This is a genomic window from Stenotrophomonas sp. CFBP 13718 (genome assembly GCF_014842145.1).
Taxonomy (GTDB): domain Bacteria; phylum Pseudomonadota; class Gammaproteobacteria; order Xanthomonadales; family Xanthomonadaceae; genus Stenotrophomonas.
The window spans coordinates 229,906-251,670 of sequence record NZ_JACYVC010000002.1 but is presented as its reverse complement, the minus strand read 5'-3'; the positions used below and the strand labels follow the sequence as shown (position 1 = coordinate 251,670).

Here is a 21,765-nt window from a genome sequence, read left to right as displayed (position 1 = left end):
GCCTGCAGGCCGTTCGATCAGGCCTTTCCGTCCAGGTAACGCTGGTGGGCTTCGACCAGGATGGCCTTGGCTTCAGCCGCGCCTGCCCAGCCGTCCAGCTTGACCCACTTGCCCTTTTCCAGGTCCTTGTAATGCTCGAAGAAGTGGCCGATGCGCTCCAGCCAGTGGCTCGACACCTGGGCGATGTCTTCCACGTGGGCGTAGCCGCTGAACACCTTGGAGATCGGCACGGCCAGGATCTTTTCGTCGCTGCCGGCTTCATCGCTCATCTTCAGCACGCCGACCGGACGGCAGCGGACCACCGAGCCGGGGATCAGCGGCAGCGGCAGCACCACCAGCACGTCGGCCGGATCGCCATCGCCACACAGGGTGCTCGGCACATAGCCGTAGTTGCACGGGTAGCGCATCGGGGTGGACAGGATGCGGTCAACGAAGATCGCGCCGGTGTCCTTGTCCACTTCGTACTTGACCGGCTCGGAATCCTTCGGGATCTCGATGATGACGTTGATTTCTTCCGGCGGGTTCTTGCCGGGGGATACGAGTTCCAGACCCATTGCGGTGCTCCGATTACGGGGGGCGAAAGAGCTCCATTTTATGCCTTTGCCGCGCCACGTGTCGTGGCAACGTCCGACAGCGTCGGGTGCGCGGCACCCACGGCGCGCAGGGCCCTGTGCCGATCGTGCTGCGGCTCTGCAAGGGGGATGCTGACAGTCACCGCAGAGGGGGCTATTTCATGTTTTCGTTCAAAGGCTTGCAGCGGATGGGCGGGGTGGCGTTGCTGGCCGCCATCGCCCCTTCGCCGCCGATCGTGCCAGCGGCCGGTTCCCCCGTCGCGTTCGTCGACCTCATCGACTACCCGACCCAGGAGGCCAACTGGGACCGCTTCCATTCGCTGGAAGATCGCCTGGCCGGCGCTTTCCATGACGCCTGTGCCGATGGCGGTTGTGCGCCGCGCCGTTTCCTCTGGCCGATGCAGTTGCGCTGCTCGGTGCAGACGCCGCAGGCCACGGTGGCCGCCTGCGCCTGGGTCATTGCAGGAAGCCATCTGACGGTAAGCGCGGCGGGCCGCATCACGCCCGACGTCATCGTCTGGCGGTGCCTGCTGCCGCTGCCGACATCCATCGCGGTGGAGCAGTTCCATGCGGCATTGGAGGTGCAGGACCCGTTGTCGGTACGCCTGCCCGGGGCATCCGCCACGTTGCGGCAGGGCGTGCAGGACTGCCTGGCGGCGCCGGGGAGCCGCACATGACGCCCCTGCTGATGCTGGTCATCGCCGCGATGTCGCCGTCACCGGCGTATGTGGACGCGCGAGATTACCCTCTGCCTGGCCAGGGCGCCGCGGCCTTTGCGGCCATGGAGCAGGCCCTGGTGCGCGGGTTCGATGACATCTGTGGCGACACGTTCTGCGAAGGCGACTACGGCAATCTGCGCGCGCTGCAACTGCGCTGTGCCGTCACCGCCCGGAGCGGCATCGTAGCGGAGTGCGCGTGGAGCTTCGCGGGCAGCCATGCCGCCGTCACCGACAACGATCCGCTGCCGGTGGTGGAGGCCAGAACGTGGATCTGTCGTGTGCCGCTTGCACCGGGAACGCCGTTGCCGGTGCTGCTCAGCACGCTCAGCGGACGCGATGCGCTGGACACGCGTCTGCCCGGTCGCGATATCAGTACCTACGACGCGTTGACGGATTGCCTGTGATCGCCAGCGGCGTTCAGTGCCCGGATGACGCCTTGTCTGCATCGGAATGCAGCGCTTCGTTCAATTCATCCACGACGATGGCCCACGCCGCGTCGGACTTCAGCGACTCGGACAGAAACTGACGCTGGCTCTCGCTCCAGATCGATGCCTGGGTGACCTTCACGTCCGAGGGCAGCTGATTGCCGACGATGAACGCCGCAATGGCTTCTTCGCTTTCATCCAGTCCAAGCTGCAGGAACAGGTTGGTCATGTTCGGTTCGGTGGTGATCATCGTGGCGTCAGTCTCATTTTCAGTATCGACCCGCATTATGCCGGGCGGCCGCGACGCCGTGATGTGACGGATGTGCGCAGTGCCGGGCGGCGGACAGCCATCCGTCGCCCGGCATCTGACGGGGTTACAGCAGCGGAACCAGCAGCAACGCCACGATGTTGATGATCTTGATCAACGGATTGATTGCTGGGCCTGCGGTGTCCTTGTAGGGGTCACCGACGGTGTCGCCGGTCACCGCTGCCTTGTGTGCCTCGCTGCCCTTGCCGCCGAAGTGACCGTCTTCGATGTACTTCTTGGCGTTGTCCCAGGCACCGCCTCCGGTGGTCATCGAAATGGCGACGAACAGGCCGGTGACGATGGTGCCGATCAGCAGCCCGCCCAGCGCACGCGGCCCCAGCAGCAGGCCGACGACCACCGGCACCACCACGGGCAGCAACGACGGCAGGATCATCTCCCGGATCGCCGAGCGGGTAAGCAGGTCCACCGCACGGTCGTACTGGGGCTTGCCGGTGCCCTGCATGATGCCGGGGATTTCGCGGAACTGGCGACGCACTTCCTCCACCACGGCACCCGCTGCGCGTCCCACGGCTTCCATCGCCATCGCGCCGAACAGGTAGGGAATCAGCCCGCCGATCAACAGGCCGATGATCACCGTGTGGTCGGACAGATCGAAACGGAACTCCTGGCCGGGATTCGCCGCCTGCAGGTTGTGGGTGTAATCGGCGAACAGGACCAGCGCCGCCAGTGCGGCAGAGCCGATCGCATAGCCCTTGGTCACTGCCTTGGTGGTATTGCCCACGGCATCCAGCGGATCGGTGATGGCGCGGATCTCGGGCGGGAGTTCGGCCATCTCGGCAATGCCGCCCGCGTTGTCGGTGATCGGTCCGTAGGCATCCAGTGCCACGATCATGCCCGCCATCGACAGCATCGCCGTGGCCGCGATGGCAATGCCGTACAGCCCGCCCAGCGCATGCGCGCCCCAGATCGCGGCGCATACCGCGATCACCGGCAAGGCGGTCGACTTCATCGAAATCCCCAGGCCGGCGATGATGTTGGTGCCGTGCCCGGTGGTCGATGCCTGCGCAACATGCTGCACCGGCTTGTACTGGGTGCCGGTGTAGTACTCGGTGATCCAGACGATCAGACCTGTCAGCACCAGGCCGATCAGCGCGCACCCGTACAGCGCGTAGGGTCCATGCACGTTGTCACCCATCAACGCGGTCGTGACCGGGTAGAACGCGATGGCCGCCAGCACCGCAGACACGATCACGCCCTTGTACAACGCGCCCATGATCGAGCCGCCGTCCTTCACCTTGACGAACATCGCGCCGACGATCGATGCGAGGATCGATACCGCGCCCAGCACGAGCGGGTACAACACGGCATTGCGCCCGGCTTCGCTGATCATCAGGCTGCCCAGCAGCATCGTCGCGATCACCGTGACGGCATAGGTCTCGAACAGGTCGGCCGCCATGCCTGCGCAGTCGCCGACGTTGTCGCCGACGTTGTCAGCGATCACCGCCGGGTTGCGCGGATCGTCTTCGGGGATGCCCGCTTCCACCTTGCCCACCAGGTCAGCACCGACATCGGCCCCCTTGGTGAAGATGCCGCCGCCGAGGCGGGCGAAGATCGAGATCAACGACGAGCCGAACGCCAGACCCACGAGTGCATGCAGGGCCTGGGCGACATCCAGCCCCAGGCGCAGCAGCAGCGCGTAGTAGCCGGCCACGCCGAGCAGGCCCAGCCCCACCACCAGCATGCCGGTGATGGCGCCGCCGCGGAACGCGACATCCATCGCGGCGCTGATCCCGTGGCGCGCCGCTTCGGCGGTACGCACATTGGCGCGGACCGACACGTTCATGCCGATGTAGCCCGCTGCACCGGAGAGCACCGCGCCGAGGGCGAAGCCGATTGCCGTGTACCAGCTCAGAAAGAAGCCGACGAGGACGAACAGCACGGCACCGACGATGCCGATGGTCAGGTATTGGCGATTGAGGTAGGCGCGCGCGCCTTCCTGGATGGCTTCGGCGATCTCGGCCATGCGCGCGTTGCCGCTGGGCTGGCGCAGGATCCAGCGCGCCGAAATGATGCCGTAAAGAATGGCGATGACGGCGCAGACCAGCGCCAATGACAGTCCATGACGTTCGAGCATGACCCCTCCGAGGTGGATGATAGGCATCCAGCGGTGGTGAACTTCACCACGAGGGGGACGACGGGCTGCAACGTTGGAACCGACCCGTGCCGACCTTGGCGGTCGTCCGACGTATGGCGGTGTTCAGCATTCCCTGGTGGCCGCAGTATGCGGGCCGCCGTGCGGGGGCGCCAGCGTCTTTGCGCGCCGTTAAGCCGGAGGCTGCGACTGTTCGGCCATTCCTGCCGTGGAGAACGCCAATGCGCCTGACTTTGTTGATGATGTCCCTGTTGTTGCCGTCCCTGCCGGTGCTGGCCGCTGAAACGCCCGAGCTGCAGCGTGCGGTCGGCGCGGCGCAGGCGGTGGGCGCGGTGCATACACTGCGGCAGATCCCCGAAGCCTGTGCACGGCTGGAAGGCACCTTCACCGGTGACGCGGCGCAGCCCTATCGATTCGCCCCGGTGCGTACCAGTGAGCAGTGCCAGCCACGTGCCCGGTTCGTCGACTACGCCAAGGCGCAGCCCACCAGCGACAAGGGCTGGAAGCTGAATGACGTGATCCGGGTGCCGGCGGCGGCCTGTCCTTCGCGGCAGGCGGTGGTCCGCGTGTGGCGCCTGCCGGTGACGCCGACTGCAGAGCGCGACGGCCAGGGCCAGTCGCGCATCTATCTGGAAGACGCGAAGAAGCTGGCCGCAAGCGGCAAGGTGCCGCCGGTGACGATGTTCGCCGCGCAGCTGAGCATGGAAGGCAAGGCCTGCAACTGATGCACGGGTAAGCGCCGCGCCATGCTCGGCGGCGACGCCCCCGCATGCTTACCCGGCGAACGCGTCCAGTTTCTTCTTCACCGCGAGGTTCTTCAGGGTGACGTACTTCGGCAGTCCATCCGGGCCGTAGGGAAGTGGCGCTTCGCCCTTGATCAGCGGTTGCAGGTACGCGCGTGCTTTTTCGGTGATGCCGAAGCCATCACGACGGATGAAGCCGGCCGGCATTTTCTTTTCATGATTGGCGATCTTCGCCAGCGGCGCGGCTTCGATTTTCCAGCGGTACGGCTTGTCGCTGGTGCGCACGATCACCGGCATCACCCCGTTCTGGCCTGAAAGCGCCAAGCGCACGGCCGCCTTGCCTACGGCCTGGGCCTGGTCCCAGTCGGTCTTCGAAGCGAGATGACGGGCCGAGCGCTGCAGGTAGTCAGGCAGGGTCCAGTGCACTTTGTAACCGAGTCCGGCCTTGACGCGTGCGGCCAGATGCGCCGCCACCCCGCCCAGCTGCGTGTGGCCGAACGAATCCTTGCCGCCGCCGGCATCGGCGACGAAGGTGCCGTCTGCCGTGGCGATGCCTTCGGATGCGACCACGACGCAGTAGCCCACGCGTTTGACCACGGCATCGACCTTGGCCAGGAACGCCTTCTCGTCATACGCGCGCTCGGGCAGCAGGATCAGGTGCGGCGCGTCGTCTTCACCCGTGCCCGCCAGCCCGGCGGAGGCGGCAAGCCAGCCCGCGTGGCGGCCCATCGCTTCGTAGATGAAGACACGCGTGGATGTCTCGGCCATCGCCGCCACATCCAGTGCGGCCTCGCGCACCGACACCGCGGTGTACTTGGCGGCCGAGCCGAAGCCCGGGCAGGTATCGGTGACCGCCAGGTCGTTGTCGATCGTCTTCGGCACGCCCACGCAGGTCAGTTCGATGCCGCGCGAGCGGGCAAGCTCCGACACTTTCAGCGCGGTATCGGCCGAGTCGTTGCCCCCGTTGTAGAGGAACCAGCGCACGTCGTGGGCCTGCAGGACCTGCAGCAGGCGGTCGTAGCGGGCGCCATCATCCTGCAGTGACTTCAACTTGTAGCGGCACGAACCGAAGGCGCCGCCGGGGGTGTGGGCGAGGGCGCGGATGGCGGCGATCGACTCGCGCGACGTATCGATCAGGTCCTCCCGCAGCGCGCCGAGGATGCCGTTGCGGGCAGCGAGCACCTTGATGCCGCGGGCGCGGGCTTCCTGGATGACCGCCGATGCGGTGGCATTGATGACGGCAGTAACGCCGCCGGACTGGGCGTACAGCAGGGTGCCTTGGCGCATGGAAACTCCATATCGGGGGAGGGACATTGCAGGGACATTACCCGGATGCGGTAAAGTGCGGGTATTGCAGTGCAGCGATACCGGCCCGTCCGGTCCTCGCACTTTCATGAATTTCAACACGTTGGAGTCAGCTCGATGCGATTGGTATTGTTGGGGCCGCCCGGTTCGGGCAAGGGTACGCAGGCCACCCGCCTGAAGGAAAAGCTCGGCATCGCCCACATCTCCACCGGCGATCTGCTGCGCGCTGAAGTCGCTGCCGGCACCGATCTGGGCAAGCAGGCCAAGGCAGTGATGGATGCAGGCAACCTGGTGTCCGACGACATCCTGCTGGGCATGCTGCGTTCGCGACTGGCGCAGGACGACGTGGCCAAGGGCTTCATCCTGGATGGCTATCCGCGCAACGTGGCGCAGGCGCAGGCCCTTGACGGGGTGCTGGCCGACATCAAGCAGCCGCTGGACGCGGTGGTGCAACTGGACGTGGACGCTGATCAGCTGATCGAGCGCCTCGCCGGACGTGCGAAGGAGCAGGGCCGCGCCGATGACAATCCGGATTCGGTACGCCAGCGCCTGCAGGTCTACACCGAGCAGACCGCGCCGGTGGTGGATTTCTATGCGGCACGCGGCACGCTGTCGCGGCTGAACGGCATCGGCGAACTGGATGAAGTGGAAGCACGCATCCACGCTGCGCTGCCAAAGGCCTGACGCACGAGGGCAGGGCCAACGGCAGAGTGGCCGGTAGAGCCGACTTCAGTCGGCTGCCTGATGCTGGAGCTCATGGTAGAGCCGACTTCAGTCGGCTGCCTGATGCTGGAGCTCATGGTAGAGCCGACTTCAGTCGGCTGCCGTGCGGTGGAGCAGCCGACTGAAGTCGGCTCTACCAGCAGATCGATCGATGGCAGATCGACCGTCCACGGATCGACCACCAGCAGATCGACCGATGGCAGATCGACCGTCCACGGATCGACCACCAGCAGATCGATCGATGGCAGATCGATCGTCCACGGAGCGACCACCAGCAGATCGACCGATGGCAGATCGACCGTCCGCCGAGCGACCGCCAGCGGATCGACGGTCAGCAGATCGCCCGTCAGCAGATCGCCCGTCAGCCTTTCCGTCGTTCATACCGCGCCCGATCCAAAAAACACAGGCCTGGTCCGTTCGGACCAGGCCTGTGTCGTTTGAGGTGCCAGCAGGTGGGCTTGCTCAGGGCCCCGCAGCGTGAGCTCCCATGGGGATGGTCACTTGGGGAGTAGGACCGGTTGGGAACTGCGGCTGGCGAGATGAATTGTGTCCGTGTTCATACTTTGCCGCTATCGGGAATTCCCTGACATGTGCTTGGCTTTTCCTCACCGAAAGGTCAGATTTTTCTTACCCATGACCGCCTGACCCCCTGCACGCAGCGCCAGATGATCGGTGACAATGTCATGCATGAGCAACCTACATATCCTCGGAATTGCCGGTACCTTCATGGGCGGCGTGGCGGCGCTGGCGCGGGAACTCGGCCACGCAGTGAGTGGTAGCGACCAGGCGATCTATCCGCCCATGTCCACGCAGCTGGAAACGCTGGGCATCCAGCTGGACCAGGGTTATCGCGCCGACAGCGTGCCGCCGCGTACCGATGAGGTGGTGGTGGGCAATGCGCTTTCGCGCGGCAACCCGGCTGTCGAGGCGGTACTCGATGCGGGACAGCGCTATATCTCCGGCGCGCAGTGGCTCAGCGAACAGGTGCTGCCGGGCCGCGATACGCTGGCGGTCGCCGGTACGCACGGCAAGACCACCACCACCACCATCCTGACCTGGCTGCTGGAATCGGCGGGCCGTTCGCCGGGTTTCCTGATCGGCGGGGTGGCTGAAGACTTCGGGGTATCGGCCCGCCTTGGTCAAGGCCGCGAGTTCGTTGTCGAAGCTGACGAGTACGACACGGCGTTCTTCGACAAACGCAGCAAGTTCGTGCACTACCGCCCGCTGGTCGCCGTGCTCAACAACCTCGAGTACGACCATGCCGACATCTTCCCGGACGTGGCCGCGATCCAGCGGCAGTTCCACCATCTGGTGCGCACGGTGCCGGCGCGTGGTCGCCTGATCGTCAACGGTGAAGACGCCTACCTGGCAGAAGTCCTCGCGATGGGCTGCTGGACCCCGGTGGAGCGCTTTGGATTCGATCCGGCACTGGAGTGGCACGCCGAGCTGATCCGCGCCGATGGCAGTGCGTTCACCGTGCATCATCATGGCGAGCGCGTCGGCGAGGTGCACTGGCCGCTGCTGGGGCGGCACAACGTGCTGAATGGATTGGCTGCCCTGGCCGCCGCCCATGCCGTCGGCGTAGAGCTGGCGACGGTGCTGCCGGCGCTGTCGGGCTTCCGCAGTGTGAAGCGCCGGTTGGAGGTCATCGGACAGGCCAGCGGCATCACCGTGTACGACGACTTCGCCCATCACCCGACGGCGATCGCGACCACGCTTGAGGGTCTGCGCGCGAAGGTAGGCGATGCACGGATCGTCGTGGCGATGGAGCCGCGCAGCAATTCGATGCGGCTGGGCGCGCACGCGGATGCGTTGGCACCGTCGCTGGCGCTGGCAGATGAAGTGGTATTCCTGCACCGGCCGGAGCTGGCCTGGGATGCGGCAAGCGTGGTGAAAGCGGTGCGCGGCACGGCGCATGCCGTGGTTGACACCGATGCCCTGCTCGCACGTCTGCAGGCGTCGTCCCGGCCCGGCGACCATGTGGTGTTCATGTCCAACGGCGGCTTTGATGCCGCGCCGCGTCGTTTCCTTGCGCAGTTGCAGGCACGATGAGCGGGCGTGTTGCACTACCGCTGTTCCCGCTGCACGCGGTGTTACTGCCGGGCGCGAGCATCGGCCTGCGGGTGTTCGAGCGACGCTACCTCGACATGCTGCGTGACTGCAGCCGCGAAGGCAGCAGTTTTGGTTCGTGCCTCATCCTGCAGGGCGAGGAAGTGGGTGCAGCGGCGCTGCCTGCCGCGTTCGGCGTGGAAGCGCGCGTCGAGGATTTCGACATGGGCCGCGACGGCGTACTGCAGCTGCGACTGCGCGGCGCCCGGCGTTTCCATGTGGAGCAGACACGCGTGCGTGACAACGGTCTGGTGGTCGGTGAGGTCCGCTGGTGCCCTGCAGATGACGACGACGAACTGAGGCCGCAGCACGCGCTGTTGTCCACGCTGCTGCAGCACATCATCGAACAGGCCGGCAGCGACTACGCGCCGACCTCGCCGGCGCAGCTGGACCAGGCTGCGTGGGTCGGCTGGCGGCTGGCGCAGCTGTTGCCGCTGGAAGAACCCCAGCGATTGCAGCTGCTGCAGCTGGACGACGTGCACGAGCGGCTGGACCGGATGCTCGGCTGGTTGCCTTGATCCATCCGACGAACCGCGCCGGGCACGGCCCCCAGCTAATGCAATCAGCGAAGACCCGGTAACGCCGCGCCATGCCCGGCGTCTGCCCTGCGGACGCTGTCAGCTCATTCGCTGCGCAGGCGCAGCACGGGCAGGCCGCTCTCCGGATGCACGTCTTCCTGCATCGGCATGCCGTCGATTGAGGTCTTTACCGCCGCCAGCGCGGGGTCCACGCCCCGCAGCGGATGCCACATGCCGATCCATTCGAAGTGACGGGTGAAACGCAGGGTCTGCGCGCTGCCCAGCCACAACGGCACATTGCCAGGCTGCAACACCTTCGCGGCAGGCCACAGGCGCAGTACGTGGCGTTCGTCGGCACGCTCGCCGTCGCGCACCATCAGCAGGCTCTCCACCTGCGTGTCGAGCGTGGCCGGCAGTACCGGCAGCTGGTCCGGACCGGTGTCCTGGTCCAGCATCAGCAGCGCTTCTTCCCAGCCAGCCTGGGCCTGCACCTTCCAGCCCTGCGCTTCCAGGCGGGCCTGCAGCGGCGCCAGCGGGCCGGCTACCTGCACGTCCAGCGGCCAGCGCTGGTCATCATCGAACTCGTTGCGGCGCGACGGCAGCGCCTTCCAGTCCTGCTCCCACCACTGCGTGTACGGCAAGGCGACCGGTGCGGCCTGATGCGGTTCGAACCGCTGCAGCTTGACCGGGATGTTGCGTGGCGCGTACCAGCAGGCGGCGATGGTGAAGACACCATAGAACAGCCATGCGGCCGGTTTGACCCAGAACGAGCGGTTGAAGCGGCGACGGTAGGCGATGCCGAGCACCAGCAGCCAGAACATGCCGAACAGCATTCCGCCGATGACATCGCTCAGCCAGTGGGCGCCCAGGTAGATGCGCGCGAAGCCGATCAGGCTGACCACGAAACCGGACACCAGGTACGGCCATACCCGCGTGCGGCCGGGCAGCTCACGGGCAATCAACACCGCGAAGAAACCGAAGGTGATGGTGGCCATGGTGACCGACACCGACGGGAAGCCGAAGCCGCTGCTGGCGTCCGGCGGGCGTACGACATCCACGGTGGCGCCCAGCAGCAGGGTCAGCGCCAGGCCGAAGGCCAGAGCGGCCAGCCAGTGCGCGGCGGCCATCCAGCGCCGCCGCCAGAGCAGGTAGCCCATGCCGGCGGCAGTGGCGGGCAGCAGCACCTGCCATGCGCCCAACGAGGCCAAGGCGGCCATCGGGTAGTCGGCCAAGGGATTGCGCAGCGCCAGCATGGCCTGGTGCACGGCCAGATCGATACGCAGCGGCTCACCATGGGCGACCACCACCGTCAGCAGCACGAACCAGCCCCAGCCCAGCATCAGCAGCATCAGCGCCAGCATGGCGAGCGGCACGGATTCCCGGCGTTGTGGATCGAACACGGACACGGAGTATCGACCGAGCGTGGGATGGCGCTGCGACCAGGCCAGCAGGCGCGCCAACCAGCTGTCCATGCGCGCGGCCGACCAGCGGTAGCCGTACAGCACGATGGCCCACACCAGCCCCAGGATCACGGCCAGCAGACCCACCACCACGACCAGTCGACCGGCAACCGCCGCGACCGCATCGTAGGCGCCGCCCAGGACCCAGCCCGGCAGCAGGAACAGCACTGCCCAGGAGATGCTGGCGATGCCGCTGGCCTGCAGGTAGCGGTTCACCGGCATCTTCATCATGCCGGCGATGGCCGGCACGAAGGGACGGATGGCACCGACGTAGCGGGCGACGAGGATGCTCTTGAAGGCATTGCGGCGGAACATGGTCTCGCCGCGATCAAGCAGCTGCGGATAGCGGCTGAAGGGGAACACGCCGCGCAGGCGGTCACCCCAGCGGCGTCCGATCCAGTAACTGATGCCGTCGCCGGCCAGTGCACCCACTGCCGCGCAGGCCACGGCGTACGGTCCGGAGATCTGGCCCAGGCCGATGAACACACCCACAGCGAACAACAGCGGCAGGGCGGGCACGATCGCACCCAGAATGATGACCGCATCGCAGAAGGCGATGAGGAAGATGGCCGCGCCGGCAAGTACCGGATGGGCGGCAATCCACGCAAGCGTGGCGTCGATCCATGAAGAGTCCATCCGCCCGATTATAGAGGGCCATGGGTGACTGGGTGCCTGCCCGTAGTCCCCCGGCGATGAGCCGATCTATCAAATAGAATGGGCCATGGCCGATCACCCCCACTCTGCGCAGCATGCGCTCAAGTCCGACAGCTTCGGCCGCATCCTGCTGGTGGAGGAGGGCGGGCGTCGCTTCGTGCGGCGTGACCTGGGCGCCACCCCCTGGTGGCTGCGGGTGCCCGCCTGGTGGCTGGCGCGACGCGAAGCACGCGCGCTGCAGCACATCGAGGGCATGCACGACGTGCCACGGCTGCTGGCGTGGGATGGGCGGTGGCTGGATCGCAGCTTCATGGCCGGCGATGCGATGTACCAGCGGCCACCACGCGGCGATCTGGCCTGGTTCCGCGCCGCGCGCCGGCTGCTGCAGACGCTGCACCGCCGTGGCGTCGCGCACAACGACCTGGCCAAGGAAGCGAACTGGCTGGTGACGGAAGACGGCCGTCCGGCGCTGATCGACTTCCAGCTGGCGGTGATCGGCGCGCCTCGCTCCCGCTGGATGCGTCTGCTGGCGCGGGAAGACCTGCGCCATCTGCTGAAACACAAACGCATGTACTGCCGTGAGGCGCTGACGCCGGTGGAAAAACGCCTGCTCAAGCGGACGTCGTGGGTACGCGAGGTCTGGTTCGCCACGGGCAAGCCGGTCTATCGCTTCGTTACACGGCGCATCCTGCACTGGGAAGACAACGAAGGGCAGGGGCCAAAGCCCTGAGCGCGCACCCGCGCAGATCAGGTCCGTTGGCGGTCATGCCCAACCGCTCATTCCACCAGCGCCTTGCCCACGAAGCGCCGCTGCGCGTCGAAGTCATACCCCACCTTGAGCATCGCCACATCCGCACACGCATGACAGTCGCGTAGCGGCGTCTGGTAGATCAGGCGAACGCCGCCGCCGTCGAGCGGTGCGCTGCCCACGGATTGTGCCGGAGCGAACAGGGTTGCACCCGGATGCGACGCCAGCAGCGAGCGCAATGCGGGGGCCGCCGCGAGCTCGCCCGTTGTGGGATCGGCATCGACATCGATCCGCTTGCCGGCTGCATCGACCAGGCGCGTGCTCTGGTTGGTGTTGGCGCGGAATGGATACTCGACCGTTGCCACGCCGATGCCCTCGTGCGGGTGCCAGGCCGACACATGGCCGAGCTCGCCACCACTGGAGACCTGCTCGGCGGCGCTGATCGCCGCCGCACCGGCACCGGCGGTGCGCATGGCCTGCACCAGGCAGTCGCGGGTCGCGGCTGCGTCGCCCTGCCGGCAGGCATTGAGATCGCCGTTCCACACGCTGTGACTGCTCCATGGAGTCGCTGCGGCCGGCTGGGCGCCGCCTGCCGTGGCGTCCGCAGCGGGGGGAGGCGCGGACGGCGGCGACGGGGGCGTGCGGTCCTGACACGCCGCCAGCAGCAGTACGCAGGCAGGCAGGAGAAGCCGTTGATACCGAATCTGCATGGCACGCTGCCTTTGCACGGGACAGCGGGAGTATCGGCGACCGCGGTTAAGCGCGCGTCGAGGCGGGGCATAATGCCCCATCAGGCTACGGCCGGTTCGCGGGTAAAAGACGATGGCCACGCTGCAGGGCAAGACCCTTTTCATCACCGGTGCGTCGCGCGGCATCGGTCTGGCCATTGCGCTACGTGCCGCGCGTGACGGTGCCAACGTGGCGATCGCGGCGAAGTCATCGGTGGCCAACCCGAAGCTGCCCGGCACCATCCACAGTGCCGCCCAGGCAGTCACCGCCGCTGGCGGCCAGGCGCTTGCCCTGAAGTGCGATATCCGCGAGGAGGACCAGGTGCGCGCGGCCGTGGCGGCCACCGTGGATACCTTCGGCGGCATCGACATCCTGGTCAACAATGCCAGCGCGATCTGGCTGCGCGGCACCCTGGAGACGCCGATGAAGCGTTTCGACCTGATGCAGCAGGTCAATGCGCGTGGCAGCTTCCTGTGCGCGCAGGCCTGCCTGCCCCATCTGCTGGAAGCACCCAAACCGCATATCCTCAGCCTGGCGCCGCCGCCGAACCTGGACCCGAAGTGGTGGTCGCCGCACACCGGCTACACCCTCGCCAAAATGGGCATGAGCTTCGTCACGTTGGGGCTGGCTGCGGAGTTCGGTCCGCGGGGCGTGGCGGTCAATGCGTTGTGGCCGCGCAGCGTGATCGCCACCGATGCGATCAACATGATTCCCGGCGTGGACGTGGCCGGCTGCCGCACGCCGCAGATCGTCGCCGATGCCGCACATGCGGTGCTGGTACGTGAGGCCGCGGGGTTCCATGGTCACTTCCTGCTGGACGACGAGGTGCTGGCCGATGCCGGCATCACTGATCTTTCCGGCTATGCGGTGGATCCCGCGCAGCCGTTGCTGCCGGATCTGTTCCTCGACTGACTACACGGGGCGTCGACAACGATTTTTGCTATGGTGCGCGGCTGAAATCGTTTTCAACAAGGATGTTTCCTATGCTCCCGACCCTTCGCATTGCCGTGCTGGCTGCTGCCGTATCTACACTTCTGGCTGCCTGCAGCGGTGATACCGGTACCGCACCTGCCGCGTCCACGGCCGATGTCGCCGCGCCGCAAGCCGATGCAGACCAGGCGCTGACCGCCAAGCTCAATGCCTACATCGCGTGTTTCAACCAGGTGGATGCGCGGGTGCACACCGGCGCAGGGCATTACACGGGCTGGATGGATGACCCGGCTAAGGGACCGTCCGGCAAGGAGGCCACCGTCTATGCGCCGTATGACATCAGCGACCACGACATGAAGCTGTGCGATGCCCCGCTGTCGGGTGCGATCGCCGCGACACCGGCGTTGCCAGCGCTTGACGCGGCCGCCGGACGCTATCGCGACGCACTGATGACCCTGCAGCCGCTCAGCCACCAGGTGCACGATTACTACGAGCGGCAGGACCACGAAGACGACCAGTTCGCCAAGGGCAAGCAGCTGCATGACCCGCTGATGCGCGCGCTGTCGTCGTTCGTCGAGGCCAGTGAAGCCTTCAGTGCGGAGCTGGATGCACAGAACGACGCGGCGCAGCGTGCGCAGTTGAAGATACTCGAGCAGGCGGAGGGGCGTACCCGCGAGTATTACCGTCTGGCGATGATGCTCGACGCCAAGGTGATCGTGGGGCTGCTGCAGGAGGACGCCTTCGATGTCGCGCGCGCCACGGCGCTGCTGGAAGGCTTCAACCAACTGTCCGACGAAGCGCACGCCAAGGTGGCTGACGCCGAGCCGGGCAAGCTGGACTGGAACAGCTTCGAAACGGCCGCAGAGAAATTCCGTCGCGAAGGCAAGGCGCGGGTCAAGCGCGTGAGCGAAAAGACCGCCTACACGCAGATGGAGAAGGGGTGGCTGGACAGTCCCACGCTGGCGCCGGAAGGATCTCCCGGTCGGTTGCTGCGCACCTATAACGACCTTGTCTTCCAGAGCAATCGCCAGTAAATCGGCGCCTGTCGTTCATTTTTCATACCGTAGGGACTATTCCATGACTGCTTCGACCCGCCTGCTGCCGCTTGCTGCGGCCATCGCCTTCGCCACGCTCTTTGCCGGCTGCCAGAAGCACGGCGCCGATGCCGCTGCGGTCGACGGCACCGAGAAGATCAACGCTTACATCGCCTGTTTCAATGGCGTGCAACAGCCCATCCAGGAAAGCTACGAGACCTACGTCAGCTGGATCGCCAATCCGGAAACGGGGCCGACCGGCAAGGAAAGCACCATCCGTGCGCCGGGTACCGTGCTGTCGCACCGTGTCGAAATGTGCGGCGCGCCGATGACCGCCGCACTGGCGCAGACACCGGCCAACCCCCTCCTGGATCCGGTGGCGAAGACCTATCAGGAACGCTTTGCCACGCTCAACGAGCGCATCGAGGACGCGGGGCGCTATTACACCCGTGAGGACTACAAGCGCGACGGCGGTGAAGGGCTGAAGCAGCGCCATGCGCCCTTGATGCAGGCGTACGCGGCCTTCTTCGAAGCCAGCGATGCGATGGACGCAGCGCTGGAGCAGAACGAAGACACGCGCCGCCTGGCGCAGATTGAAGCCATCGAGAAGGAAGAGGGCCGCAACGCCTCGTACTACCACCTGAAGATCATCGGCGATGGCAAGCAGCTGGTGAAGCTGCTCAACGCCGAAACACCGGACGTCGCTGCGGCAACCGCGCAGCTGTCGCGCTACCAGGCCACCCTGGAAGAGGCGCAGAAGGCCAAGGTGGGCCAGGGCGATGCAATGTGGGGCCACATGGAGCGCGCGGCCGACAAACTGGCCAGCGAAGGCGGCCGTCGGATCGAGCGGCTGAAGTCCGGGCAGCCGTTGAACCGCAGCGAGCAGATGCTGCTGGAGAGCGGCTCGTCGCTGGCACCGGGTGGCACCCCCCAGGCCGTGCTGGCCAGCTACAACGATCTGGTCGACATGAGCAACCGCATGGCGCGTTGATCGCGCTGCGTGTCGGGTGACGACGGTATGTCGTCACCCGGTCATTGGTTGAAGATCTCCGGCAGGGGCTCGGCGCACTGCCGGCAGTAGCGCGCGTCGGGTTCGTGGCCCTCCACGCCGCAGCGCGGGCAGCCGCGCGCATCGCGCTTCTGCTCGTGTCCGGCATCGCGCAGCGTGCTGGCGAGCTCGGCGGTATAGATGCCCGTGGGCACCGCGATGATGCTGTAGCCGATCAGGATCAGGATCGACGTGACGAAACGTCCGAGCACCGTCTGCGGCACGATGTCGCCGAACCCGACCGTGGCCATCGTCACCACGGCCCAGTACATGCTGCTGGGAATGCTGGTGAAGCCGTGGTTGGGACCTTCGATGAGATACATCAAGGCACCGGCGATGATGGTGATGGTGATGACGGTGAACAGGAACAACAGCACCTTGCGCCGGCTTCGCCACAGCGCCAGCATCAGCACGCCGCTTTCCTCGACATAGCGCGTGAGCTTGAGGATGCGGAACACCCGCAGGATGCGCAGCGCACGCACGACCAGCAGGGTCTGCGCGCCGGGGATGAAGAGGGACAGGTAGGCCGGCAGGATCGACAGCAGATCGATGATCCCCCAGATGCTGACCGCATAGCGCAGCGGGCGCTTCACCACGATCAGGCGCAGCACGTACTCGATCGAGAACAGGATCGTGAACGCCCATTCCAGCGCGTACAGCGCGGTCGCCCAGCGCAGGTGGAGGTGCTGCACGCTGTCGATCATCACCACGATCACGCTGCCGATGATGGCCAGCACCAGCAACAGGTCGAAGTTGCGCGACGGTGGCGTGTCGTGCCGGTAGATGATGTCGAACCAGTAGCGACGCCAGCCGGACGCGGCGGCAGGATTGAGCTGGGGGGCGGAGAAGGGGCGCATGGTCCATTGTGCAGCACGGGTCGCGGGGCGAGAATGGGCACTTTCCGAAGCTCTCCGGACTGCCATGACCGCTGCCACCGATCCGCTGATTTCTCTTTCGCACTATTACCTGCCGGTCTACAAGCCGCGCCAGGTCGTGCTCGAGCGCGGCCAGGGCGCGCGCGTATGGGATTCGCAGGGCCGCGAGTACATCGACCTGGCCGCTGGCATCGCGGTATGTGGCCTGGGCCATAACGATCCGGACCTGGTGGCGGCATTGACCGAACAGGCCGGCAAGCTGTGGCACACCAGCAACGTGTTCTACAGCGCGCCGCCGCTGCATCTTGCCGAGGAACTGGTGAAGGCCAGCCGCTTCGCCGAGCGCGTGTTCCTGTGCAACTCGGGTGCAGAAGCCAACGAAGTGGCCATCAAGATGGTGCGCAAGTGGGCCTCCTCGCAGGGCCGACCGGTCGACAAACGGGTCATCGTCACGTTCCGCGGCAGTTTCCACGGCCGCACGCTGGCAGCCGTGACGGCGACTGCCCAACCGAAGTACCAGGAAGGGTACGAGCCGCTGCCGCAGGGCTTCCGCTACGTGGACTTCAACGATGAAGTGCAGCTGGAGACCGCGATGGCCGCCGGCGACGTGGCGGCGGTGATGCTCGAGCCGGTGCAGGGCGAGGGCGGTGTGATGCCGGCCAAACCCGGGTTCCTGAAGCGGGTGCGCGACCTGTGCGACCAGCACGACGCGCTGCTGGTGCTGGATGAGATCCAGGTCGGCATGGGCCGCACCGGTACGCTGTTCGCGCATTGGCAGGATGGCGTGGTGCCGGACATGGTGACCCTGGCCAAGGCGCTGGGTGGCGGCTTCCCGATCGGCGCGATGCTGGCCGGTCCCAAGGTGGCCGACACCATGCAGTTCGGCGCGCACGGCACGACCTTTGGTGGCAATCCGTTGGCGGCCGCGGTGGCCCGCGTGGCACTGCGCAAGCTGGCGTCGCCTGAAATCGCGAGCAACGTCAGCCGCCAGTCGCACGCACTGCGCGAAGGGTTCGAGCGGATCAATACCGAGTTCGGCGTGTTCGGCCAAGTGCGCGGGCGTGGGCTGATGCTGGGCGCCGTGTTGTCCAAGGCGCATGCAGGCCAGGCCGGGGTGATCCTGGACCACGCCGCCGAGCACGGCCTGCTGACCCTGCAGGCGGGCCCGGACGTGCTGCGCTTCGTGCCCGCGCTGAACATCACCGACGAAGAAATCGCCGAGGGCCTGAAGCGCCTGCACGCGGCGGTAGCGAGCTACATCGCCGCCCGCTGACGCGAGGTAGAGCCGACCGGTAAAGCCGACCGGTAGAGCCGACTTCAGTCGGCTGCTTCAACATCGGAAAACAGCCGACTAAAGTCGGCTCTACCCCCGGCCCCCCCGTCCGCCCGCGCAGCCCCGCCGCAGCCCGCGTGGCCCCCCCCGGCAGCCCCGCCGCCCGCGAAGCGCCATCCCGCGCAGCCCTCCGCGCGGGATGGCGCAGTGCCACACCCCCCCTGCATGCCCAGCGCTACGCCAGCCCGTAGCGCTTGAGCACACGCCCCAGGCTGCGGCCATCGTCTGCCGTCTCCGCATGCAGGCCCGCCAGGCGTGCGCCGCGCACATTGCGGAACAGGTCATCAATGAACAACGTCCGCCGCGGCGTTGCTTTCACCCAATCCAAGGCACGCAGGTACACCGCCGGATCCGGCTTGCGGCCGCCCAGCATCGCGCTGCACAGAATGTGGCCACGCGCCCGCACACACAGCGTCGGCAGCAACTGCGCCAGCACCTCGGTCATCATCGGTCCGTTGTTGGTCAGCAGGCCGATCCGCAGCGTGGGAGGAAGGGCCAGCACGCGCTGTATCACCGCATCACACGGTCGGCTAGCCACGACGCGGGCAGCGACCCAGGTCGGGGCGTCGACGTCGGCATCCAGCGCCGTGCTCAGCCGTTGCAGGTAGCCGACGGTGTCCACGTCGCCACTATCGTAAGCAGCGTCCAGCCCACCCTCCTGCAGCGCGTGCGAAACACGGAGGGCAGGCACACGCAGGGCGTCGGCAAGATGGCGTATTCGCCGCGCACCGTCGTAGTCCAGCAGCACGCCGTCCACATCCAGCAGCAGCACGTCGATAAGCGGATTCATCACAGCAGCATGCCTGACTCCAGCGCGCAGCTGCGACCCCCTGTCGCAGCCACCGTCATGCCGGAGTTCCTACAATGCAGGCTGGGTAGAACGGGAGTAGACGGATGCGCAGTGCGTGGGTGTGGATCGCAGGAATGGGGGCGCTGCTGATGGCGCCGGCCGCCATGGCGCGGGTATGTGCCGTGAGCATCGACAGTACCGACCAGATGACCTTCAGCAGCCGGGAGATCAAGCTGGCGGCCGATTGCAGCGAGGTCAACCTGACCCTGCGCCACACCGGCAAGCTGGCTGCGACGGCGATGGGGCACAACTGGGTGCTGACCCGTACGGCGGATTACCAGGCAGTGGCGATGGTCGGCATGCGCGGCACCCTGGCCGACAGCTACGTGCCAAAGGCCGACCCGCGCGTACTCGCCCATACCAAGGTGATCGGCGGCGGTCAGAGCACCACCCTCCGCTTCCCCACCACGCTCTTGCGCAAGGGCGGCGACTACACCTTCTTCTGCTCCTTCCCCGGCCACTTCGCCATGATGAAAGGCAAGCTGACGTTCGGCTGATAAAAAAGGGGACGGAGGGGATTAAGTCGCATCCGGCCCAACAGCAGGCCGGATGCGACTTAATCCCCTCCGTCCCCTTTTTTGCTCAGGCGTTGAAGGCGATGCGGGCGGCGGCGAGGGTGGCGTCGATCACGTCGTCGTCGTGCGCGCTGGACAGGAAGCCAGCCTCATAGGCAGACGGGGCGAGGAAGACACCCTGCTCCAACATCGCATGGAAGAAGCGGTTGAACGCGGGGATGTCGCAGGCGATCGCCTGGGCGTAGGTCTCCACCTTCTGATCGGTGAAGAACAGGCCGAACATTGCGCCGACCTGCGTGGTGGTGACGCGTACGCCAGCATCGGCTGCGGCCTGCTCCAGACCGGCACACAGGCGTGCGGCACGGGCGGACAGGTCGGCATGGAAGCCCGGTTGCTGCACCAGTTCCAGCATCGCCAGGCCGGCGGCCATCGCCACCGGGTTGCCGCTCAGCGTGCCCGCCTGATAGATCGGGCCCGACGGGGAAATCTGCTGCATCAGTTCGCGTTTGCCGCCGTAAGCGCCCACCGGCATGCCGCCGCCGATGATCTTGCCGAAGGTGGTCAGGTCGGGCGTGATGCCGTAATGCGCCTGCGCGCCGCCCAGCGCCACGCGGAAGCCGGTCATCACTTCATCGAAGATCAGCACGGTGCCAAAGCGCGTGCACAGCGCACGCAGGTGCTCCAGGTAGCCCTCGCGCGGCAGGATGCAGTTGGCGTTGCCGACCACCGGCTCGATGATCAGGCCGGCAATGTGCTCGCCCTGCGTTTCAAACAACGCCGTGGCGGCATCGAAGTCGTTGTAGGGCAGGGTCAGGGTGAGCTCGCTCAGGCCGGCGGGGACGCCCGGTGAGGTCGGTACGCCCAGGGTCAGCATGCCGCTGCCGGCCTTCACCAGGAACGAATCGCCGTGGCCGTGGTAGCAGCCTTCGAACTTGACGATGCGGCTGCGGCCGGTCGCACCGCGGGCCAGCCGGATCGCGGACAGGGTGGCTTCGGTACCGGAGTTGACCATGCGCACCATCTCGCACGACGGCACCAGCCGGGTCAGGGTCTCGGCCATGGTGACTTCGGCCGCACAGGGCGCGCCGAACGACAGGCCGCTGTCGGCTGCCTTCTTCACCGCCTGGCGTACTGCCGGGTGGTTGTGGCCGACGATCATCGGGCCCCACGAGCCGACGTAGTCGATGTAGCGATTGCCATCGACGTCGTACAGATAAGCGCCATCAGCGCGCTCGACGAAGAACGGCTCGCCGCCGACCGACTTGAACGCGCGCACCGGCGAATTGACGCCGCCGGGCAGCAGCGCCTGGGCGCGGGTAAACAGGGCGTGGGACTGATCGTGGTTCATGCGCGGGAATCCTGGAAACATGCAAGGTAGGCGTGCAGGCTGGCGACCGGATCGTCGGCCTCGAACACGCTGCTGATCACGGCCACCAGCTCGGCGCCGGCGGCGATGACGGGACCGACATTGTCCGGCGTCAGCCCGCCGATCGCCACCCGCGGTACACCCAGTGCGGCGCTTTGCCGCAGCAGGTCCGGGTGTGCACGACGGGTGGTGTGCTTGCTTCTGCTGGGATGGAAGGCGCCGAAGGCAATGTAGCTGGCGCCCGCTGCCACGGCACGTTCGGCCAGGCCCAGGTCGTCATAGCAGGAGGCGCCGATGATGGCCCGGGGGCCCAGCAGGGCGCGCGCGGCGGCAATGTCGCCGTCGTCTTCGCCGATATGCACGCCTGCAGCGCCGATGCGCTGGGCCAGCACCGCGTCATCGTTGATGATCAGCGGCACGCCATGCGCATCGCACAGGGCCTGCAGGGCGGCGGCCTGTTCGTGGCGGAGCACTGCATCGGCGGACTTGTTACGGTACTGCAGCCAGCACGCACCCGCCGCCAGCAACGGGGCCACGCGAACCAGCAGGCGCGCTGTGTCGGCTTCGTCGGGGGTGATCAGATAGACGCCGCGAGGCGCCACAGGGGCTCGGGTCATGGATGGCTACCGGTTGTGCGGCCGCAGTGGGACAATGGCCGCAGGATGCAGAGGCAAGGCCATATCTTGAAG

At 66.6% G+C, this 21,765-nt stretch carries 22 protein-coding genes; 12 read left to right on the top strand and 10 right to left on the bottom strand.

What is annotated here, in order from left to right; translation table 11 throughout:
* Positions 1-17: 17 nt before the first annotated feature.
* Positions 18-554, bottom strand: a complete 537-nt coding sequence (gene ppa / locus IFT58_RS04720; protein WP_042614993.1) for an inorganic diphosphatase — start codon at positions 552-554, stop codon at positions 18-20.
* Positions 555-733: 179 nt separating this feature from the next.
* Here ppa and IFT58_RS04715 point away from each other — a divergent pair, with 179 nt between their 5' ends.
* Both IFT58_RS04715 and IFT58_RS04710 read left to right on the top strand, forming a co-directional pair.
* Positions 734-1,249, top strand: a complete 516-nt coding sequence (locus IFT58_RS04715) for a hypothetical protein (protein WP_192094049.1) — start codon at positions 734-736, stop codon at positions 1,247-1,249.
* Positions 1,246-1,695: a hypothetical protein gene (locus IFT58_RS04710; protein WP_192094048.1), complete on the top strand. Its 450-nt coding sequence runs from the start codon at positions 1,246-1,248 to the stop codon at positions 1,693-1,695. The genes IFT58_RS04715 and IFT58_RS04710 overlap by 4 nt, the downstream gene beginning before the upstream one ends.
* Positions 1,696-1,708: 13 nt before the next feature.
* Here the strand turns inward: IFT58_RS04710 and IFT58_RS04705 are convergent, their stop codons facing one another.
* The gene (locus tag IFT58_RS04705; RefSeq protein WP_188326256.1) at positions 1,709-1,966 is read right to left on the bottom strand and encodes a DUF2789 domain-containing protein; all 258 of its coding nucleotides are present in this window, start codon (positions 1,964-1,966) and stop codon (positions 1,709-1,711) included.
* A 124-nt stretch (positions 1,967-2,090) separates the two neighbouring features.
* A complete protein-coding gene (locus IFT58_RS04700; RefSeq protein ID WP_192094047.1) occupies positions 2,091-4,118 on the bottom strand; it encodes a sodium-translocating pyrophosphatase in 2,028 nt (675 codons plus the stop codon).
* Positions 4,119-4,357: 239 nt separating this feature from the next.
* On the opposite strand from IFT58_RS04700, the gene IFT58_RS04695 reads away from it, so the two are divergent.
* Entirely contained in the window at positions 4,358-4,861 is a 504-nt protein-coding gene (locus tag IFT58_RS04695; protein WP_192094046.1) for a hypothetical protein, read from the top strand.
* A gap of 48 nt (positions 4,862-4,909) precedes the next feature.
* Here the strand turns inward: IFT58_RS04695 and IFT58_RS04690 are convergent, their stop codons facing one another.
* Positions 4,910-6,166 (bottom strand): 6-phosphofructokinase, encoded by a 1,257-nt coding sequence (locus IFT58_RS04690; protein WP_192094045.1) that lies wholly within the window; start codon positions 6,164-6,166, stop codon positions 4,910-4,912.
* Positions 6,167-6,301: 135 nt separating this feature from the next.
* Here IFT58_RS04690 and IFT58_RS04685 point away from each other — a divergent pair, with 135 nt between their 5' ends.
* The 3 genes from IFT58_RS04685 to IFT58_RS04675 all read left to right on the top strand — a co-directional run bounded on the left by IFT58_RS04685 (position 6,302) and on the right by IFT58_RS04675 (position 9,534).
* The gene (locus IFT58_RS04685) at positions 6,302-6,868 is read left to right on the top strand and encodes an adenylate kinase (RefSeq protein ID WP_188326260.1); all 567 of its coding nucleotides are present in this window, start codon (positions 6,302-6,304) and stop codon (positions 6,866-6,868) included.
* Between the two features lie 717 nt (positions 6,869-7,585).
* Positions 7,586-8,959: a UDP-N-acetylmuramate:L-alanyl-gamma-D-glutamyl-meso-diaminopimelate ligase gene (gene mpl, locus IFT58_RS04680; RefSeq protein ID WP_192094044.1), complete on the top strand. Its 1,374-nt coding sequence runs from the start codon at positions 7,586-7,588 to the stop codon at positions 8,957-8,959.
* A complete protein-coding gene (locus IFT58_RS04675; protein WP_192094043.1) occupies positions 8,956-9,534 on the top strand; it encodes an LON peptidase substrate-binding domain-containing protein in 579 nt (192 codons plus the stop codon). Before mpl ends, IFT58_RS04675 begins: the two co-directional genes overlap by 4 nt.
* Before the next feature lie 104 nt (positions 9,535-9,638).
* Here IFT58_RS04675 and IFT58_RS04670 read toward each other — a convergent pair whose 3' ends face one another.
* Positions 9,639-11,630 carry a bifunctional DedA family/phosphatase PAP2 family protein gene (locus tag IFT58_RS04670; RefSeq protein WP_192094042.1) on the bottom strand — a complete coding sequence of 664 codons (1,992 nt, stop codon included), beginning with the start codon at positions 11,628-11,630 and terminating at the stop codon, positions 9,639-9,641.
* A gap of 85 nt (positions 11,631-11,715) precedes the next feature.
* On the opposite strand from IFT58_RS04670, the gene IFT58_RS04665 reads away from it, so the two are divergent.
* Entirely contained in the window at positions 11,716-12,378 is a 663-nt protein-coding gene (locus IFT58_RS04665) for a serine/threonine-protein kinase (protein WP_188326264.1), read from the top strand.
* Between the two features lie 47 nt (positions 12,379-12,425).
* On the opposite strand, the gene IFT58_RS04660 is transcribed toward IFT58_RS04665, so the two are convergent.
* Positions 12,426-13,106, bottom strand: a complete 681-nt coding sequence (locus IFT58_RS04660) for a hypothetical protein (protein ID WP_197974547.1) — start codon at positions 13,104-13,106, stop codon at positions 12,426-12,428.
* 112 nt (positions 13,107-13,218) lie between these two features.
* Between IFT58_RS04660 and IFT58_RS04655 the strand changes: the two genes are divergently transcribed.
* The 3 genes from IFT58_RS04655 to IFT58_RS04645 all read left to right on the top strand — a co-directional run bounded on the left by IFT58_RS04655 (position 13,219) and on the right by IFT58_RS04645 (position 16,080).
* Positions 13,219-14,037 (top strand): NAD(P)-dependent oxidoreductase, encoded by an 819-nt coding sequence (locus IFT58_RS04655; RefSeq protein WP_192094041.1) that lies wholly within the window; start codon positions 13,219-13,221, stop codon positions 14,035-14,037.
* A 71-nt stretch (positions 14,038-14,108) separates the two neighbouring features.
* The gene (locus IFT58_RS04650) at positions 14,109-15,089 is read left to right on the top strand and encodes a YiiG family protein (RefSeq protein ID WP_192081331.1); all 981 of its coding nucleotides are present in this window, start codon (positions 14,109-14,111) and stop codon (positions 15,087-15,089) included.
* 43 nt (positions 15,090-15,132) lie between these two features.
* The gene (locus tag IFT58_RS04645; RefSeq protein WP_192094040.1) at positions 15,133-16,080 is read left to right on the top strand and encodes a YiiG family protein; all 948 of its coding nucleotides are present in this window, start codon (positions 15,133-15,135) and stop codon (positions 16,078-16,080) included.
* 41 nt (positions 16,081-16,121) lie between these two features.
* On the opposite strand, the gene IFT58_RS04640 is transcribed toward IFT58_RS04645, so the two are convergent.
* The gene (locus tag IFT58_RS04640; RefSeq protein WP_188326268.1) at positions 16,122-16,994 is read right to left on the bottom strand and encodes an ion transporter; all 873 of its coding nucleotides are present in this window, start codon (positions 16,992-16,994) and stop codon (positions 16,122-16,124) included.
* 64 nt (positions 16,995-17,058) lie between these two features.
* On the opposite strand from IFT58_RS04640, the gene IFT58_RS04635 reads away from it, so the two are divergent.
* A complete protein-coding gene (locus tag IFT58_RS04635; RefSeq protein ID WP_192094039.1) occupies positions 17,059-18,285 on the top strand; it encodes an acetylornithine transaminase in 1,227 nt (408 codons plus the stop codon).
* A gap of 235 nt (positions 18,286-18,520) precedes the next feature.
* On the opposite strand, the gene IFT58_RS04630 is transcribed toward IFT58_RS04635, so the two are convergent.
* Positions 18,521-19,135 (bottom strand): HAD-IA family hydrolase, encoded by a 615-nt coding sequence (locus IFT58_RS04630; RefSeq protein ID WP_192094038.1) that lies wholly within the window; start codon positions 19,133-19,135, stop codon positions 18,521-18,523.
* 104 nt (positions 19,136-19,239) lie between these two features.
* On the opposite strand from IFT58_RS04630, the gene azu reads away from it, so the two are divergent.
* Entirely contained in the window at positions 19,240-19,692 is a 453-nt protein-coding gene (azu, locus tag IFT58_RS04625; RefSeq protein WP_249405594.1) for an azurin, read from the top strand.
* An 85-nt stretch (positions 19,693-19,777) separates the two neighbouring features.
* Here the strand turns inward: azu and hemL are convergent, their stop codons facing one another.
* Both hemL and thiE read right to left on the bottom strand, forming a co-directional pair.
* Positions 19,778-21,058, bottom strand: a complete 1,281-nt coding sequence (gene hemL, locus IFT58_RS04620) for a glutamate-1-semialdehyde 2,1-aminomutase (RefSeq protein ID WP_192094037.1) — start codon at positions 21,056-21,058, stop codon at positions 19,778-19,780.
* On the bottom strand, positions 21,055-21,693 hold the full coding sequence (thiE, locus tag IFT58_RS04615) for a thiamine phosphate synthase (protein WP_192094036.1): 639 nt from the start codon (positions 21,691-21,693) through the stop codon (positions 21,055-21,057). Before thiE ends, hemL begins: the two co-directional genes overlap by 4 nt.
* Positions 21,694-21,765: the final 72 nt, after the last annotated feature.